Genomic DNA, 16,743 nt, shown 5'->3' with positions numbered 1-16,743 from the left:
TTCGATGTCTTCGTCGAACCAGCTCGAGACGACGACCATTATCCTCCTGATCCTCGGGGCGATCATCGTCCTCCCCTTGCTCACGATGGGGATGGGATTCGGCGGGATGATGGGGTACGGCGGGATGATGGGTCAGTACGGCGGTGCTGGCGGGTGGTGGCCGTTCGTCGGAATGCTCGTCCCGCTCACCTTGCTCCTCATTCTTCTCGGTGGTGGCTACCTCGTCGTCCAGCGCGGGACTGACAGTCAGATCACTCAAGATCCGGCGATGGAGGAACTCCGCACGGCGTATGCTCGTGGGGAACTCTCCGACGAGGAATTCGAGGACCGGCGACGCCGACTCCAGACGCAACCCGAGGACTAGCCATCAGTACCATGTCCACACGACGACGCCTGATCGCGTTCCGGGCGGAGCACCTGCGACCGGCCTGGCAGGCTGTGTAACTCCCGGCGATTTCCCCGCAGGTGGCACCGACGACGGCAATGGCGGCGGAGCTACTGACGCTACCGATGAGCACGATCACGAGAGCGGTCCCGAACCTGGCCATCCGGAGACACAGCTAGACGTTCGGCTGGAATCAGACGGCGACAGTAACCACTTCGTCCCACACGCTGTCCAGGGTAGGGAGGAAAGTGCGGCCAGGTGAGTGCTGGAGAGGGGCGCTCACGGCACGGTCAGCCACCATCCGGACAATGCTGCCCTCTCGCATCATCGACCGAGCGGCGGATGCCGGAGGAAGCCCGCCCATGGCGGAGTGAGTTGTATCGGAAAGGGAGAGACGTTCGAGCGAGCGTTCGAAGAAGCGGGGATTTACGACGACACCGGTACCGTCGTCGAACGTGGCCATGGACCCGACCGTGGACACGGTCCAGCTGGCCAGCATCGAACTGGTCGAAGATGAGTGAGCCCAGTACGCACCTTCCGTGTCCGGCCCGGGAGTGGTGATCGTCGTGGACAGACCTGCAATACGGGGATATCGTACAAAGCGTTTAGCAGACCGAGACAGGAAGGCGTCTTCAGATCCGGAACTTGCTTCTCCGTTTCGTCTGCGAACCGGAATCCTGAATCAGGAGTCTGCTACCGGCTGGCCCGGTGTCTCTGGTGCAGGGGCCGGGGGTTCGTGGGTGCCGAATTGGGGATGGGTTTCTTCCATCCACACGTATACGACCGATCCCGAGAGGAACATCAGGATCCCAGTCACGTAGAAAGCGGCTTCGGCGTTCACGAACTCCATCGAGAGACCGATCAAGATCGCCCCGATGGCGTAGCCGGAGTCGCGCCACATCCGGTAGACGCCCATGCCGGCCGACCGCCAGGTCGGGTGGGCGGCGTCGCCAGGCACGGTCATCAGGTTCGGATACAGCAACGCCATTCCCAATCCGGAGACGGCGGCCAAAACAGTCCACGGGAGGTACCCGTCGACGAGCGCCATCCCGAGGACACCGGCACCGGCGAGGAACATCCCCGCGACCACTGGCGGCCGGCGACCGATGCGGTCTGCGAGTCCGCCGGTCGCAATCTGCAGGAAGTACATCGCGCTGTGGACGCCCACGACGACGCCGACTCCCGTGATGCCGAGCCCGTGGCTCGTGAGATACAGCGGCACTGCGATCCAGAACAGCGTGTCCACGAAATTCTCGATGTGACCGGCCTGTGCCGCGGCGAACAACGTCCTGTCGCCGTAGGTCGCGCGCTTCAGCACCTCGTTGAACGGGAGATTCGCATCGTGATGATCAGCATCCCCCTCTGCCTGTGCGTACTGGACGGTTTCCTCGATCAGGAAGATGGAGATCAGGAACGCCAGCACGACGACGGCGGCGAGGAAGTAGAACGGTTCGGGCCGGAGACTCCACTGTCCGGCGATGAGACCCGTGATCCACGCGCCGGCAGCGACGCCGCTGTAGCCGAACGCTTCGTCGATTCCGACTGCGAGGCCGCGCTGGTCCGGACCTGCGAGGTCGATTTTGGCGTTGATCGCCATGCTCCAGGTCAGGGCCTGGTTGATGCCGAGCAGGATGTTCCCGACGGTGATCCAGCCCCAACTCGGAGCGAAGATCAGAACGAGCGGGAGCGGAAGTGCCGTCGCCCACCCGAGCACGAGGACGGGCTTGCGACCGTACTCCTCGCCCCACTTTCCGGCATAGAGGTTGAGGATAGATTTGACGAGCCCGAACGAGACGACGAACGAGCCGATGACGAACAGCGACGTGACGCCGAGGACGTCCCGACCCAGGACCGGTACGACCGCTCGCTCTGACCCGATCGTCAGTCCGGTAGCGAACACGAGCAGGACGTGCAGCGAGAACTGCCCGAGGTGTTCGCGGATCCCCTGTTCGCGGTTGGGTGCGGTACTCATTGATTACCCTGTGGCGCAGTTGTTCGGTCCGAGTTCGAGCTCGGCCAGTTCGTCGTCGGGAACTGATTCCTGTCCGACGTTGGTTCGCTTGACGCGTTCGAAGTTCGGCGGATGGTCCGGGACGTCGGCGGCGAGCGTCTCGACGAACGCCGCACGGTCTCGCCGGAGCTCCGCGTTTCGCTCACTGAGTTCAGCGAGGGTCGCGGTCACCGGCGGCTCTGGTGCCCCGGAGTCGTGTGCCGGCAGGACGACCGCGTCCTCCGAGCGGTCCAGCAGGCGCTGGAGACTCTCGTAGAGCGTCGCGGCGTTCGCTTCCACGTCGGAGTCCTCGATCCCGGCCTCGACGCCGAGTTCGACGCGTCCCACGCTCTCGTCGAAGAGCCTATCGCCCGTAATCAGTGCCGCGCCGTCGACCTCGAACGAGACGCTCCCTTCGCTGTGTCCGGGCGTGTGGACGACCTCGATTTCGAGTTCGCCGACCGTCACGGTTTGCCCGTCCTCGATGGGAGTTGCGTCGAGAGCGAGCGCATCTTTCGGATGGAGATAGTAGGGGACGCCGTGTCGCTCGGCGAGTTGCGCGCCGCCGGTTCCCTTCGCCGCGTGGGGCTCGTCAGTGAGTTCGTCGTAGACATCGATGTTACCACTGTCTGGAGTGTGCCAGTCGTCGACGGCCGCTTGGTGGCGGCCGTCGAGGACGACCACGTCCTCGCCGTCGGTCTGGACACGTTCGCTGAATCGGTCGGGGTCGATTGCCGGCATCAGTGCTCTCCCATAGACGGGGTATCTAGGTATAGGTCCTGCCGGACATGACCGGCATCCTTAATTCGATCAGCGTATTTCATACGAACATGAGCCTCTACGAGGCCTCGTTCCGGGTGAAACACGAGTGTCCCTATCGGGAACTCTCGGAACACTACCCGGACCTCACGATCCGCGAGTGGTATCTGAGCGACTGCCAGGTACTCGAGCTCACGTCACCCGAGTCGCCGACAGACGAGTTGCTCGAAGAAATCGACCGTCTCGGGACGGTGCTCCACGAGTCGGTCGACGGATCCGGTCTCCACGTTGTCACGCAGTCCTGTCTCTGTTCGCTAGAGGACTCCATCATCGAACGGTTCGAGGAATTCAACGCCCTGTACCAGCCGCCGACGATCCATCGTCAGGGGTGGGAACACTACACTGTCATCGCGTTCGACGAGAGCGATGTTCGGGCCCTTCTGCAGGACCTAGAGGACGACAGGGACATTGAGGTGCTCTCGAAGACCGCTATCACGGAACAGCAGATCCCACACAGTATGTTGGCCCCGGTCGATCAGTTGTTCGAAGACGTGACTGAGCGACAGATGGCGGCACTCCGGTTGGCCCTCGAAAGCGGGTACTACGAGCAACCCCGGAAGACATCGCTCCGAGACCTGGCCGACCAGACGGTCGTCGCTCGCTCAACGTACGAAGAACACCTTCGGAAAGCGGAAAACAAACTCCTGACGAACGCCGGGCAGTTCCTGCGCCTGGTGACCGCGACGTCGTCGACAGATCCGCTGCAAGTAGCGAAGTCGGGACAAACCGAACGGGTCGCCGACTGAACAGGCGTCTGTTCGGAGAGGAACACGAGATTAACCGATAGTGAGGACGTTGTCGGCATCTTCGACGATGGCGACGAGTGCCGGGCTCGCGAAGTGGTTCCGGCGCACGGCGTGAGTCCCTGCCCCCGCGAAGGCGGGGTGATTCGAACGACGGCACACGGCGAGTCCGGACCCACGTGTTATGACTTGCTGACTCCTAGGTGGGCGTATGCGCGAACTCGTCTTCGCTCTCGAATACCAGCCTGGGTGCAACCGGGTGGCTGAGACGCTCGCCGACCATCCTGACGCCCGGATCCGGTCGCTCTCGCTGCACGCGACGTCGGAGCGTCTCTGGCGAGTCGACCACGCGACCGGCGCGCCCGCAGCCCTCGAGGCTATCGAGAACGCCTTCCTCACTGCCGACTACTACGCGGACTGTCTCGCGACACAGGACTGTGGGGCCACGCAGGAGACACAGGTCCTCGACCACACGGACGGCACGCTCGTCCTCTATTCGTACTGGGAGCGAACCGCTACCTGTGCATCAGTGCCCCACATCGCCCTCGACTATCTCGGTGACGGCGTGATGTTCGAGACGCGTCACGAGGGGCGGCATTACACCTGGCGGCTCATCCACTCCGGCAGCGGTGACGTCGCTGCGTTCTTCGACGAACTCGAGGACGCTGTCGGCGACTGCGCACAGACGGAGATGCTCCGAACGGCGGACACTGCGGTGGTGACTGACGAGGCCGACGACGGGACCACTGCCCTCTCACCGGAACAGGAGGCAGCCCTCCGTGCTGCCGTAGAACACGGATACTACGAGACACCACGAGAGGTCGACGTCGGTGAACTCGCCGCACATCTCGACGTTCCACGGTCGACGCTCACCTACCGGCTCCGGCGGGCGGAGGAACACCTGGCGAAACAGCACGTCTCTCGGGAGCGGTCAGCGGAGCAGTCGTCGACGCCACTGTGAGCCGAGCCCCTGTTCTTGGAATATTCCAACCAAGGCTTATCGAGTTGACGCCCGTACCTCGACGTAATGAACGACGACGGCGCGGGAGAGAGCGCGATACGAACCGACGGGGAGGGACGGGACCTGTCCGTCCGGCTCGTCGTCCCGGAGATGGACTGTCCGTCCTGTGCACAGAAGGTCGACAACAGTCTCCAACGCGTCGATGGCGTCCTCGACGCCACGCTCCAGCCCACCACGGGCACGGCCACGGTGACCTACGACCCCGACCGCATCTCGGAGGCTGATGTGATCGCGGCGATCGAAGGGGCGGGCTACGAGGTCGTCGACGGGCGTGATGCCGAAGACGGGGCCAGTGGCGGTGTGGACATCGCACCCCCGTCGGAGGTTTGGACCAGCGCTCGCGCGATCAAGACGTGGGTCGGCGCGGGCTTTCTCGTCCTGGGACTCCTCTTCGAATTCGTCCTCACGGGGCTGAATCCCGCTGTGGCCAGCGTCCTGAACTATCCTCTCACCGTCGCGGATGGGCTCTTCCTGGTGGCGATCGCCCTCAGCGGGTATCCGGTCGTCCGTGGCGGCTACTACTCCGCACGGAACCGGAGTCTCGACATCGACCTCCTGATGGGGACGGCGATCATCGCGGCCACCGGCATCGGCTACTTCGTCGAGGCCGCCACGCTGGCCGTCCTGTTCAGTATCGCGGAACTGCTCGAGGACTACTCGATGGACCGGGCACGTGACTCGCTGCGCGAGCTGATGGAACTCTCGCCGGACGACGCCACCGTCCGTCGCGACACCGGGTCGTCGAAGACGCCCCGAGCAGACGGCAAAGCCGTCGACGGCGTCGAGGTGACCGTCCCGGCTGAAGACGTCGCTGTGGGCGAGACTGTCGTCGTCCGTCCCGGCGAGAAGATCCCGCTCGACGGCACGGTCGTCGATGGCCGGAGTGCCGTCGACGAATCCCCGATCACCGGTGAGAGTATCCCTGTCGACAAATCGCAGGGCGACGAGGTGTACGCCGGCGCGATCAACGAGGAAGGGTACCTCGAGGTAGCGGTCACGTCGACGGCTGGTGACTCGACGCTCTCGCGGATCATCGAGATGGTGCAGGGCGCCCAGGAGAAAAAGACCGAGAAGGAGCAGTTCGTCGACCGGTTCGCGGGCTACTACACGCCCGTTGTCGTCGCCCTGGCGATTCTCACTGCCGCCGTCCCGCCGCTGCTCATCGACGGCGCGGTCACCGTCGACGTGGCCGGATACGTCCTCACGCTCCCCGGAGGCTGGCAGCCGTGGTTCATCCGCGGGCTCACCCTGCTCGTAATCGCGTGTCCGTGCGCGTTCGTCATCTCGACGCCCGTCTCCGTGGTCTCCGGGATTACGAGTGCCGCAAAGAACGGCGTACTGGTCAAGGGCGGCAACCACCTCGAAGCGATGGGCGCGGTCGACGTCGTCGCCCTCGACAAGACGGGGACGCTCACGAAGGGTGAACTGTCCGTCACCGACGTCGTCCCGCTCGGAGACAACGAGGCGACGGACGTGCTCCGGTACGCCGCCAGCCTCGAGCAGCGAAGCGAACACCCCATCGCGGCGGCGATCCTCGCCCACGCCAGCGAGGCAGGCGTGACCGACCGCCCGGCACCGTCGGACTTCGAGAGTCTGACTGGCAAAGGGATCCGCGCCACGCTCGACGGCGAGACGTACTACGCGGGCAAGCCCGCGCTGTTCGAGGACCTGGGCTTCGACCTGTCGCGGGCTGGGCACGCGACCGACGGCGGTGCTGTGACGGAGGAGGCACCCACCGGTCCCGATAGCACCATCCTCGCCGATCTCGAGCAGGACGGCAAGTCGGTCGTCCTCGTCGGAACGGAGTCCGAGCTGCTGGGCGTCGTCGCGATCGCCGACGAGGTCCGTCCGGGGGCTTCACGGGCCGTCGAGCGACTCCACGGCCTCGGTATCGAACACGTGGTCATGCTGACGGGCGACAACGAGGGGACCGCCCGGGCCATCGCCGAGCAGGTAGGCGTAGACGAGTACCGGGCCGAACTCCTGCCGGACGGAAAGGTGGCTGCCGTAGAGGAGTTGCAGGCGGCGTACGGTGCGGTGGCGATGGTCGGCGACGGCATCAACGACGCCCCCGCACTCGCCACGGCGGACGTCGGTATCGCGATGGGGGCAGCCGGAACGGACACGGCACTGGAGACGGCCGACATCGCCCTGATGGGCGACGACATCGCCAAACTGCCGTACCTGTATGCCCTGTCGCACGAGGCCAACGGGGTGATCCGCCAGAACATCTGGTCGAGTCTCGGTGTGAAGGCACTGCTCGCACTCGGCGTCCCCCTCGGCTTCGTGAGCGTCGCGCTCGCGGTCGTCGTCGGTGACATGGGGATGAGTCTGGGCGTGACCGGGAACGCGCTGCGACTCTCCCGACTGACGCCCGACCAGTTCTTCGACTCCTGACGTCTTGCGTGTCGTCAGTCGAGCATCGTTTGACAGGAACGAGCACGTCTCGACTGGCGGCGATGCACCGGCCCATGTTCTCGTCGAGTCAATCAACAGTCACGCCGGTGTGCCAGTCTACGGCCGTCGAACCTGGCCGGACCGGGAACTGGCGACGACTGTCACTCGCGCTCGTTGTCACGACGGCCGAAGCGCCACTATCGAGAGCGAGAGCGCAGCGGTCGGTCTTCTCGGACTGGCGTGTGGCGATGCACTCGGCCGTCCGGTGGTGTTGAGCAAGGCGACGCCCATGTTCAAGCAGCTGAGGGAACGCCCGTCGCCGAGTCGACGGTCCGGGTTCCCTACAACGATCGTCGCGACCTCGATTGCGACACAGAGGCTGGCTGCTGACCGACTCCAAGCGACAGTCCAGGAACTTGAACCCCCTTCGAGACCGGCCATCCCCGCTGAGAGAACCCTTCCAGCGCGAGGGGTTCGCGCTCTCGGTGTCCCTCCGTCTGAACGAGCTTTCAAACCGCAGCCAGACGCAGGGTGACCGGTACAGAGAGTGTCTTCGACAGAGAGTTGCAGACTGAGAGGGACACTTTATTCCGTCGGTACACAAAACCGAATTATAGGGATGGACCGCGCCGTCTCACCTATCATTTCAGTCATTCTGATGGTTGCAATTGTCGTTATATTAGCCGCAACAATCTCCGTATTTGTCCTCGGTTTCACCGAGGACCTCGATGACCCTGCACCGAACGTCGCCCAGTCAAGTGGCGCATTCATCCCCCAAGATGGAAACAGCGGTGGGATCGTCAAACTGACACATGTCGCCGGTGAATCCGTCGCAATCTCGGACGTCGAGATCGCAGTGAGGGCAGCATGTGAGGTAGGAACGAGACAGGGACGGATCGTCAATCTTCCAGCAGGGTCGTACAACGCAATCCGCCAGTCGGACGGTCAGATCGAGGGCGATGAGATTTTCGACGAGAGGTCGTTGAATACGATCGACAATCAGGTAGACGGTGTGAATAACGGCGGTGCGCTTTTACAGGGCGGACAGTACACCGCTGGTGACAGCATCATTTTCCGGATAGCAAAATCGGACTGTGAATTGACACAGGGGAGTGAGATATCGGTCCAGGTCGTTCATAGCCCATCGCAGGCGGTCGTTATCGACAAGGAGTTGATCGCCTGATACCAGATGTAAAGATCCGGATCGGCCAGCAGGATCACCTGTGATTGCAAGTCTATCACAATAGGTGATATGCGCGCTGTATGCAGCACCGAGTGCAGATCGCACTCGGGTTCTGTCGGTACTGGCGTGACCGATACCGGGCGTGAATACTGCACAGAGCCACCTCATTGCGACCCATCGGTCTCAGTTACGGGAGCGTTCCGTCCTCCGCGTAGCAATTGAACCGGAGCCTGGTGGTTGCGATCTGCTCGCCCTCCGAACCCATCAGCGAGACCGTGTACTCACCATGAACCGGTGGCGGACCCAGCGGTACCGCGTAAAGTTCGCCACTGCTGGATCCGAATACCGGGTAGTCTTCGGGGTCAAGACTGCTCATCCCACGATTACTCATGAGCGGGACCGAAGCAACGAGAGTGTCGTCACTATCTCGTATCCGTACCGTGTGATACAGTTGACTGGAAACAGCCTGCTCAGAGACCAGTATCCCGAGGGCGATCCGTTCGTCACCTTCGATTGGGGCAATTTCACGGAGATGTTGCGAGCCACTACCCACTCCGCGACTGGAACACCGAGCGATGAACTCCTCGGTACCGAGACAGCCCGCGGTCGCGCTCAACATGCCAGCTACACCCGTAAGCAAGTCACGTCTGGAGGGCACAAGGCATGCTGTGAGTCCACGGGTAGTAATTCTAAGGATATGCCCCACTCGTGCGTGGAGTCGCCACGGCGGTTGAAAATTGTCCAGCTCCGTCAGAATCCGCTGATGGTGACAGAAATGGCGTGTAAATAGCGAAGATTCAGTCAGCGAGACCGCTTCGTTCCTTTCGTCTACGCACCTTGTTGTCCACTACTCACTGGGGCGGTGGATCTCTCATCGATTTCCGTCAGCCAGGTCGGCAAAGAGTTATCCAAGACAGAACACTCCGCTTCGATTGTGCTAGAGGAGAGAGCGAGATGGGTGGCAATCGCGACCTTGCTCATCGGGATTGCTATCACCATAAACAACCTGTTTCCACTGATTCGTGGTCAGATAGCGATGGGGGTAGCCGCGGGGTTACTGCTGCTCGTGATTTTCGGACTCCGAAGCATTCGGGAGTAAGTCGCGTCTCTACGCCCAGAAGTAGTCTCTACATCCCTGTATCGGTCAGGTCAGTAGTGTCTGCTGGCGAGGGATGCAACAGAGCCAGAAATCTCAAATACCAAAGTTGGAGTCACGTTCAACGACGGTGTAGCCCTGCGCTGTGAGCGCCTCGTTGCGGTAGCGTTCTGCGACGATCTGCTGGGGAATGCGCCGCAGTCCGAATCGCCGGTTCGAGGTGTACTCGACGTCGACACTGGTCCGGTCGTCGTCCGTACTGATCGTTGCTGTGTACGTCGCCCAGGGCTGATCGTTGACAGTGACCTCGAGCTCGACTCGACGCGCACCGCGTGGTGTGGTATCTGTTTGTGAACGGACGGTAATACGTCCGGAAATTCCAGGCACAGTGTCAGCGGTCCAGAGACGCTTCACGGTTCGGTAGCCTTCCCCCTCGTCTCGCCCTGTATCACGGGCTAGGGGACGTACGACTTCGTTCAGCAGACTGACTCGGTGCGTGACTCGAGTAAGTTCGAGGCGACGAGTACCGACGTTGGGTTCGGGCAGCTCGTCGAGCACCGCAGGTCGATGTGTATCCTACCTCGTCACGAAGAGATTATAAACTTGGATTCGCGTATTGTGGATAGTTCTCCCTGTATTTACACTTTAATTTCCCTATATCTCTTATTTTACATCTGTATCTCCCGATTCAGGTTTATAACTCCTGTATAAATTCATATATAGGTAGTATATCATTATTTCCTCGATAGCGATGAGTAGACGATGGTTTCGCCCGGGACATCGCCACGTGCGACCGTCTATCGTGTCTCGGTTCTCTCCGGGTAGAGCGCGGTCTGTGGGTGCGTGAGGATGGTCATCGGTCGGCCCGGGTCTCTTCGAGTGCTCGGCGGATCGCCATAACCTGTTCGTCGCGTGCTTGCGTGATCTCTTCGGGCGAGTCGTCGTACTCGAAGATACCGCTACCGCTGCGGATTCCGTCGCGCCCCGCAGAAAGGTGCGCTTCGAGCAGGGGATTCGCTTCGTCGTCGTCACAGAGATGCGGACTGAGGTCGTCGAGAACCGTCTGGACCAAATCGAGGCCCGCGATGTCTATCGTTTCGAACGGACCGATTGCGGCGGTTCTGAGCGCGTATCCGTCACGGATCGCTTTGTTGACGTCCGCTGCAGAGGCGATCCCTTCCTCGACGATGTGTAGTGACTCGCGGAAGATGGCCATCTGGATACGGTTCCAGACGAATCCCGGAACGTCTTTGTTGACCAGGACCGGTTTTCGGTCCACGGATCGGAGGAGCGATTCGACCCGCTCGACGGTTTCGTCGCTGGTTTCCTCACCCCGGATGACCTCGACCGTCGGGAGGAGATACGGCGGATACCACCAGTGACAGCCAACGACACGCGCGGCGTGGTCGGCGATTCCCGCTGCGATGTCCGTGATCGGAAGACCGGACGTGTTCGAAGCGAGGACCGCATCGCTCGGGGCAGCCTCGACTATCTGGCGGAACACCTGGTGTTTCACGTCGATATCTTCCGGAACGGATTCGATGACGAAGTCGGTACTGGAAAGCCCACTCGCGGTGTCCAGCGTATACTCGATGTCCGAAGTGACCGCGTCCGGAGGCTGGTCGGTAACTCCTTGGTCGTTGAGGAACGAGACCACGTCGTGAATCCTGTCTCTGGCCGCGTCGAGGTTCGACTGCCGGTGGTCCAACAGGGTCACGTCGTGACCGTGAACGGCGAAGTGCGCCGCAAGACCGTGTCCCATATCGCCAGCCCCGAAGACACCGACACGGTGTGTTTCTTGCATACTACGTAGTGGTCTCGTTATTTACCATCATAAATGCTTTGCAATTGATGTGTCGTATTCGGTTCAGAGTCCGCCTTCCGTGGACGTCTGCGACGCTCGGTCTGTCCGTCTGTAGCACGACCGGACACTCGACCAGTGGTCGTCCAGTACACGGTCCGTTCGACGTCCGACTCGGCGCCGACGGCTGCTGTCCGTTACCCGCGACCGGTACCTCGTCTGTGGGTCTCCAGTACCTCGTGTCGAGGCCGTCGAGTGCAGATACCCTGATCCCCGGCAACACCGGATACCCGACCGCTTCGCCTGGCGCACTCACAGAGCCCTGGACTGGATACGGGATGCGAGAGCGAGTTGTGGGATACCCCCGCGCAGACCGGTCGGGCATCCGGCGTTCACGACCCACAGAATAACAATTGTACATCAGATAGGAGAGGCACGAATCGCCCACCTCGGAGCGGGTGTCGGCGACACGAGTCGATTCAGTCCGAGCCACGCGAAACGGTCCACCTCGGCCCGGGACGGGACAGGTACCGTCCCAGTCGTCGTACCTGGAGTCCAGCGGTGCGGTTTCGAAGGTCCGGCCGCTGGACTGGTAGGGCGTAAATTCGAGGGGGCGTGACTCGTGGGCCGGGTTCACTTCGATGGCGTTAGCCGTCTGCTTGACCATCTCGATGATCCGCTGTTGCGTGTCGCCGGCAGTCAGACGGTGGAGAGGGGCGGTGATGCTGATAGCGGCCTCGCGGCGGTCGCCCGTGTCGACGGGGACCCCGATACACCCGGTCCCGTCGACGCGTTCCTCCTCGTCGGGGGCCACCCTTCTGTCGCGGATCGTCTCGAGGTCGTCGAACAGGGACTCGCGGTCGGTGATCGTGTTGTCCGTCTCTGCGGGCAACCCGTGCTCGTCGACGATAGCGTCGATACGCTCGTCGGACATGTCCGACCAGATGCCTTCCGGCTCCTCGAGGAGGGCCGTGTAGGCACCGGCCTCGGGCTGTGGGCCGGATGCCTGCGCGACGCCGTAGTGGTCGACCGGTTCGGCAGTGGCGTCGACGTCGTCGACGCCGAGCGCGAGGCGGTCCCACGCCGTTCCAGTCTCGATCCCGGTCTCGCCCCGAGCGAGATAGCTGGTGTGTCCGCGAGTGCAGTACCCGAAACAAGTGTGAACGCGCGGCATAGGATTTAACACGGATCGATCATGAGGTATCGCATGGCCACCGAGTACGAACGGTCGACGTGGTCGGCACACGAGCTCGACCAGGACCGCCCCGACGTCGCGGAGTACCGCGCGCTGGCGGCGGACCTCCGCGAGCGCGTGACCGGCCGCGTCGAGTTCGACGAGTACGTACAAGTGCTCTACGCGACGGACGGCAGCATCTACCGCGCCGAGCCAGCCGGGGTCGTCTACCCGACCGACGTCGCGGACGTGCGCGCCGCAGTCGATGTCGCCACGGACCACGGGATCCCGATTCTCCCGCGGGGGGCCGGCTCCTCGCTCGCCGGCCAGACCGTCGGCCCGGGCTGTGTGGTCCTCGACATGTCCCGGCACATGGACGACGTCGTCGACGTCGACCCGGCGGGACAGACCGCGCGCATCCAGCCCGGCGTCGTCCAGGACGACCTCGACGACCGCCTGCGCGAGCACGGACTCAAGTTCGCACCCGACCCCGCCTCCTCGAACCGGGCGACGGTCGGCGGCGGCATCGGGAACAACTCGACCGGCGCGCACTCGGTCCGCTACGGCATCACCGACGCCTACACCGACGAGGTGACGGCTGTCCTCTCGGACGGGTCGCTCCTCCACGCCCGCGAGGTCGTCCTCGACTCCGAGGAGTGGGACGACATCGTGGGCAAGGACGACCGCGAGGCCGAGATATACCGGACAGTTCGCGAGGTCGTCGAGGACAACGCCGAGGAGATCGAGGCGCGCTACCCCGACCTGAAGCGGCGGGTCACGGGCTACAACCTCGACCGCGTCGTCTACGAGAACGAGGACGGCGAGGCGGTCATGAACCTCGCGAAGCTGTTCGTCGGCTCGGAGGGGACGCTGGGCGTCATCGTCGAGGCCGAGCTGTCGCTCGTGACCGTCCCCGAGGAGACGGCGCTGGCGCTGTACTGTTTCGAGGACCTCGTCGCGGCGATGGAAGCGGTCCCGGTGGCGCTGGACTACGAGGTCAGCGCCGTGGAACTGATGGACGACGAGGTGTTCAGGCTGGCGGCCGAGTCCGACGGCTACGCGGAGTACGTCGAACCCATCCCCGAGGGGACCGACGCCGCGCTCATGCTGGAGTACGACTCGGAACTGCACGACGACTTCGAGGCCGCCGTCGCCGCCACCAACGAGCGGTTCCTCGAGAACGGGCGGGCCTTCGAGGTCGTCGAGGCCTACGGTGACGAGGACCAGGCCGACATCTGGAAGCTCCGGAAGGCGGCCATCCCGCTGTTGATGAGCCTCGACGGCGACCCCAAGCCGTACCCGTTCATCGAGGACGCGACGGTCCCGCCCGAGGAGCTGGCCGAGTACGTCACGAAGTTCGAGGCGGTGCTGGAGGACCACGACACGTCGGCGGCGTACTTCGCCCACGCGGGGTCGGGGACGCTCCACATCCGCCCCATCCTCAATCTCAAGACAGAAGGGGGCATCGAGGACATGCACTCCATCACCGAGGACGTGACCGACCTGGTGCTGCAACACGACGGGTCGTTCTCCGGGGAACACGGCGACGGCATCGCCCGCACGGAGTTCACACCGAAGATGTACGGCGAGGACCTCTGGCAGGCGTTCAAGCGGGTCAAGACCGCCTTCGACCCGGAGTGGTGGATGCACCCCGGCAACGTCGTCTATCGCTCGGACTCCGAGGACGTCGGCCCGGACGCCGACCGCGGCGTCGGCGCGGACATGCGCGAGAACCTCCGGTACGGCGCGGAGTACCAGTCGCTGGAGCCCCAGACGGCGCTCGACTTCGAGGACGAGGGCGGCTTCACCCAGCTCGTCGAGCTGTGTAACGGCTGTGGGACCTGCCGGCAGACCGGCGAGGACGTGATGTGTCCGACCTACCGGGCCTCGAAGGAGGAGGTCCAGACGACCCGTGGCCGGGCGAACCTGCTTCGATCGGCCATCAGCGGCGACCTGCCCGAAGACGAGATTCACTCCGACCGGTTCCAGGAGGAGGTGCTCGACCTCTGTGTGGGCTGCAAGGGCTGTAAGAGCGACTGCCCGACCGGCGTCGACATGGCGAAGCTCAAGACGGAGGTGAAACACCAGCACCACCAGGAGGCGGGCGTGAGCCTGCGCGAACGGCTGTTTGCCAACATCGACACCGTCTCGAAACTGGGGTCGGCGCTGGCACCCGTCTCGAACTGGGCGACCGAGATTCCGGGAGCCCGGGCCGCCATGCAGAAACTGCTGGGCATCCACCCGGACCGCGAACTGCCGCCGTTCCGACGGGAGACGCTCGAAGACTGGTTCGAGGCTCGCGGTGGGTCGACCGTCTCCCCGGTCGAGGCCGACCACAAGGTGCTGCTGTTCCCGGACACCTACACGAACTACTCATATCCGGCGACCGGCAAGGCTGCCGTCGAAGTGCTGGAGGCGGCGGGCGTCCACGTGGCGATTCCGGACGACACCGCACCGTCGGGTCGTGCAGCCTTCTCGTCGGGAATGCTCGACCTAGCGCGTGACCGTGCACGGACCAACACCGACCGGCTCGCACCTCAGGTGGCCGACGGCTGGGACGTCGTCTTCGTCGAGCCCTCGGACGCCGTGATGTTCCAGGACGAGTACCGCGACCTGCTGAACGGGGACCGCGTCGGAGACGTGGCAGAAAGCGCCTACGGCGCCCTGGAGTACCTCGACGTCAACCGTCTGGGCGACCAACTCGAGGCCGCCGACCGCTCGTCGGGTGCCGCCGGGTCGCTCTCCTACCACGGCCACTGCAACCAGACGGCGACGAACAAGGACCACCACGCCGTCGGCGTCCTCCGCCGGGTCGGCTACGAGGTCGACCCGCTGGAGACGACCTGCTGTGGGATGGCCGGCAGTTTCGGCTACCACGACGAACACTACGACCTCTCGAAGACCATCGGGGGCCTGCTGTTCGAGGCGGTCGCCGAGAGCGAGGGTGAACAGGTCGTCGCACCCGGTGGGTCCTGCCGGTCGCAACTGGGCGACCGCGAGGGCGCCGAGGGTATCCCGCCCCACCCCATCCAGGCCGTCGCAGACCGGCTGTAATCGCCGCGTTCCAGTAGACATTTTTAGCAGGGCGAGAACCGAGGCGTATGAAGCGTGCACGCCTGCAGACCCCCGAAGGTGTCGTCTCCGGTCGTTACGAGGACGGCGTCGTCACCGCCGACGACGGCGAGTACGTCGTCGGTCGCGACGGACAGTTGACCTACCCGTGTTCGCCGTCGGCCGTCTACTGCGTCGGCCGGAACTTCGCCGAGACGCTCGACCAGATGGACTACGAACGCCCCGAAGAGCCCGACTTCTTCATCAAACCCCCGGCATCCCTCGTCGGTCCGGAGGATCCGATTCGCTACCCGGACTGGACGGCCGAGCTGACCTACGCCGGCGAACTCGTCGCCGTCATCGACGAGCGGTGCCACGACGTCGCCGAGGAAGACGTCCCCGACGTGGTCCGGGGCTACACCGTCATGAACGACGTCGACGCCCTCGACCAGCAGGGCCGCACCGCCCGCAAGGCCTTCGACACCTCGGGCCCGCTTGGCCCCTGGATCGAGACGGACCTCGACCCGCGGAATCTCGATATGACGACCGTCATCGACGGGGAGACACGCCAATCTGCCAACACCGAGCTGATGCTGTTCAACCCCTACGAGATCGTCTCGTTCCTCTCGAAGCGGTTCACGTTCCGCCCCGGCGACGCCATCGCCTTCGGGAGTCCGGCCAATCCCGGCACCGTCGAACCCGGAGCCACCGTCGAGATTACTTACGAGGGTGTCGGGACGCTTCGCAACACGGTCGTCGCTCCGTCGGAGTGAGGCGGGCCGCCGTCGTAGTGGCTCAACCGACGACTGTTTACACCCGGTATGAGGGAATACGCTTCCCTGAGAGGCTGTTTTGAAGGTATAAATTCGCACTATGGAGGTGAAAAGTGAGAATTTGTCATTATTATAACCCTATTATACTTTTAAGTTCATGTATTCCGCAAATATGAATATATAATTTAACTATTTATGAGTGTGAGTCGGGTCGCTGCACTTCGAATAGCGAGTTCGGCTGTATGAGTCCGGCAACGTTGATTCGTGAGACCGTTTCCGACGCACCGACCACGAGTCCTGTGAGGCGACG

At 63.2% G+C, this 16,743-nt stretch carries 14 protein-coding genes; 7 read left to right on the top strand and 7 right to left on the bottom strand.

The genetic code is table 11. The features are described from left to right. Positions 1-4: 4 nt before the first annotated feature. Entirely contained in the window at positions 5-364 is a 360-nt protein-coding gene (locus P1K88_RS04705) for an SHOCT domain-containing protein (RefSeq protein WP_276412947.1), read from the top strand. A 214-nt stretch (positions 365-578) separates the two neighbouring features. Here the strand turns inward: P1K88_RS04705 and P1K88_RS04700 are convergent, their stop codons facing one another. The 3 genes from P1K88_RS04700 to P1K88_RS04690 form a co-directional block, all read right to left on the bottom strand. Next, complete coding sequence (locus tag P1K88_RS04700; protein WP_276412946.1) at positions 579-848, bottom strand: hypothetical protein; 270 nt, start codon at positions 846-848, stop codon at positions 579-581. Positions 849-1,067: 219 nt separating this feature from the next. Next, positions 1,068-2,357 carry an MFS transporter gene (locus P1K88_RS04695; protein WP_276412944.1) on the bottom strand — a complete coding sequence of 430 codons (1,290 nt, stop codon included), beginning with the start codon at positions 2,355-2,357 and terminating at the stop codon, positions 1,068-1,070. Positions 2,358-2,360: 3 nt separating this feature from the next. Then, the gene (locus P1K88_RS04690; RefSeq protein ID WP_276412942.1) at positions 2,361-3,116 is read right to left on the bottom strand and encodes an MBL fold metallo-hydrolase; all 756 of its coding nucleotides are present in this window, start codon (positions 3,114-3,116) and stop codon (positions 2,361-2,363) included. A gap of 89 nt (positions 3,117-3,205) precedes the next feature. Here P1K88_RS04690 and P1K88_RS04685 point away from each other — a divergent pair, with 89 nt between their 5' ends. The 4 genes from P1K88_RS04685 to P1K88_RS04670 all read left to right on the top strand — a co-directional run bounded on the left by P1K88_RS04685 (position 3,206) and on the right by P1K88_RS04670 (position 8,538). Next, the gene (locus P1K88_RS04685; RefSeq protein ID WP_276412940.1) at positions 3,206-3,940 is read left to right on the top strand and encodes a helix-turn-helix domain-containing protein; all 735 of its coding nucleotides are present in this window, start codon (positions 3,206-3,208) and stop codon (positions 3,938-3,940) included. Between the two features lie 208 nt (positions 3,941-4,148). After that, positions 4,149-4,898, top strand: coding sequence for a helix-turn-helix domain-containing protein (locus P1K88_RS04680; protein WP_276412939.1), 750 nt, complete (start codon positions 4,149-4,151; stop codon positions 4,896-4,898). A 66-nt stretch (positions 4,899-4,964) separates the two neighbouring features. Then, positions 4,965-7,355, top strand: coding sequence for a heavy metal translocating P-type ATPase (locus P1K88_RS04675; protein ID WP_276412937.1), 2,391 nt, complete (start codon positions 4,965-4,967; stop codon positions 7,353-7,355). Positions 7,356-7,974: 619 nt separating this feature from the next. Further along, a complete protein-coding gene (locus P1K88_RS04670; protein WP_276412934.1) occupies positions 7,975-8,538 on the top strand; it encodes a type IV pilin N-terminal domain-containing protein in 564 nt (187 codons plus the stop codon). 187 nt (positions 8,539-8,725) lie between these two features. On the opposite strand, the gene P1K88_RS04665 is transcribed toward P1K88_RS04670, so the two are convergent. The 4 genes from P1K88_RS04665 to P1K88_RS04650 all read right to left on the bottom strand — a co-directional run bounded on the left by P1K88_RS04665 (position 8,726) and on the right by P1K88_RS04650 (position 12,609). Continuing rightward, on the bottom strand, positions 8,726-9,157 hold the full coding sequence (locus P1K88_RS04665; RefSeq protein ID WP_276412933.1) for a hypothetical protein: 432 nt from the start codon (positions 9,155-9,157) through the stop codon (positions 8,726-8,728). A gap of 573 nt (positions 9,158-9,730) precedes the next feature. Continuing rightward, the gene (locus P1K88_RS04660; protein ID WP_276412931.1) at positions 9,731-10,192 is read right to left on the bottom strand and encodes a hypothetical protein; all 462 of its coding nucleotides are present in this window, start codon (positions 10,190-10,192) and stop codon (positions 9,731-9,733) included. Positions 10,193-10,487: 295 nt separating this feature from the next. Continuing rightward, complete coding sequence (locus P1K88_RS04655) at positions 10,488-11,438, bottom strand: 3-hydroxyacyl-CoA dehydrogenase family protein (protein ID WP_276412929.1); 951 nt, start codon at positions 11,436-11,438, stop codon at positions 10,488-10,490. A gap of 1 nt (position 11,439) precedes the next feature. Beyond that, complete coding sequence (locus P1K88_RS04650) at positions 11,440-12,609, bottom strand: IclR family transcriptional regulator domain-containing protein (protein WP_276412927.1); 1,170 nt, start codon at positions 12,607-12,609, stop codon at positions 11,440-11,442. Positions 12,610-12,642: 33 nt separating this feature from the next. On the opposite strand from P1K88_RS04650, the gene P1K88_RS04645 reads away from it, so the two are divergent. After that, on the top strand, positions 12,643-15,663 hold the full coding sequence (locus P1K88_RS04645; protein WP_276412926.1) for an FAD-binding and (Fe-S)-binding domain-containing protein: 3,021 nt from the start codon (positions 12,643-12,645) through the stop codon (positions 15,661-15,663). Positions 15,664-15,710: 47 nt separating this feature from the next. Further along, positions 15,711-16,433, top strand: coding sequence for a fumarylacetoacetate hydrolase family protein (locus P1K88_RS04640; RefSeq protein ID WP_276412925.1), 723 nt, complete (start codon positions 15,711-15,713; stop codon positions 16,431-16,433). Positions 16,434-16,743: the final 310 nt, after the last annotated feature.

Origin of the sequence: Haloarcula halobia, from assembly GCF_029338255.1 — an archaeon.
GTDB lineage: Archaea > Halobacteriota > Halobacteria > Halobacteriales > Haloarculaceae > Haloarcula > Haloarcula halobia.
This window is presented reverse-complemented; position numbering and strand designations above follow the sequence as displayed.

Excerpts from the sequence above, each read along its gene's own strand:
- P1K88_RS04650 (WP_276412927.1), bottom strand. The coding sequence starts at position 12,609 with ATGCCGCGCGTTCACACTTGTTTCGGGTACTGCACTCGCGGACACACC.
- P1K88_RS04695 (WP_276412944.1), bottom strand. The coding sequence starts at position 2,357 with ATGAGTACCGCACCCAACCGCGAACAGGGGATCCGCGAACACCTCGGG.
- P1K88_RS04670 (WP_276412934.1), top strand. The coding sequence starts at position 7,975 with ATGGACCGCGCCGTCTCACCTATCATTTCAGTCATTCTGATGGTTGCA.
- P1K88_RS04665 (WP_276412933.1), bottom strand. The coding sequence starts at position 9,157 with ATGTTGAGCGCGACCGCGGGCTGTCTCGGTACCGAGGAGTTCATCGCT.
- P1K88_RS04655 (WP_276412929.1), bottom strand. The coding sequence starts at position 11,438 with ATGCAAGAAACACACCGTGTCGGTGTCTTCGGGGCTGGCGATATGGGA.
- P1K88_RS04700 (WP_276412946.1), bottom strand. The coding sequence starts at position 848 with ATGGCCACGTTCGACGACGGTACCGGTGTCGTCGTAAATCCCCGCTTC.
- P1K88_RS04690 (WP_276412942.1), bottom strand. The coding sequence starts at position 3,116 with ATGCCGGCAATCGACCCCGACCGATTCAGCGAACGTGTCCAGACCGAC.
- P1K88_RS04680 (WP_276412939.1), top strand. The coding sequence starts at position 4,149 with ATGCGCGAACTCGTCTTCGCTCTCGAATACCAGCCTGGGTGCAACCGG.
- P1K88_RS04705 (WP_276412947.1), top strand. The coding sequence starts at position 5 with ATGTCTTCGTCGAACCAGCTCGAGACGACGACCATTATCCTCCTGATC.
- P1K88_RS04645 (WP_276412926.1), top strand. The coding sequence starts at position 12,643 with ATGGCCACCGAGTACGAACGGTCGACGTGGTCGGCACACGAGCTCGAC.
- P1K88_RS04675 (WP_276412937.1), top strand. The coding sequence starts at position 4,965 with ATGAACGACGACGGCGCGGGAGAGAGCGCGATACGAACCGACGGGGAG.
- P1K88_RS04685 (WP_276412940.1), top strand. The coding sequence starts at position 3,206 with ATGAGCCTCTACGAGGCCTCGTTCCGGGTGAAACACGAGTGTCCCTAT.
- P1K88_RS04640 (WP_276412925.1), top strand. The coding sequence starts at position 15,711 with ATGAAGCGTGCACGCCTGCAGACCCCCGAAGGTGTCGTCTCCGGTCGT.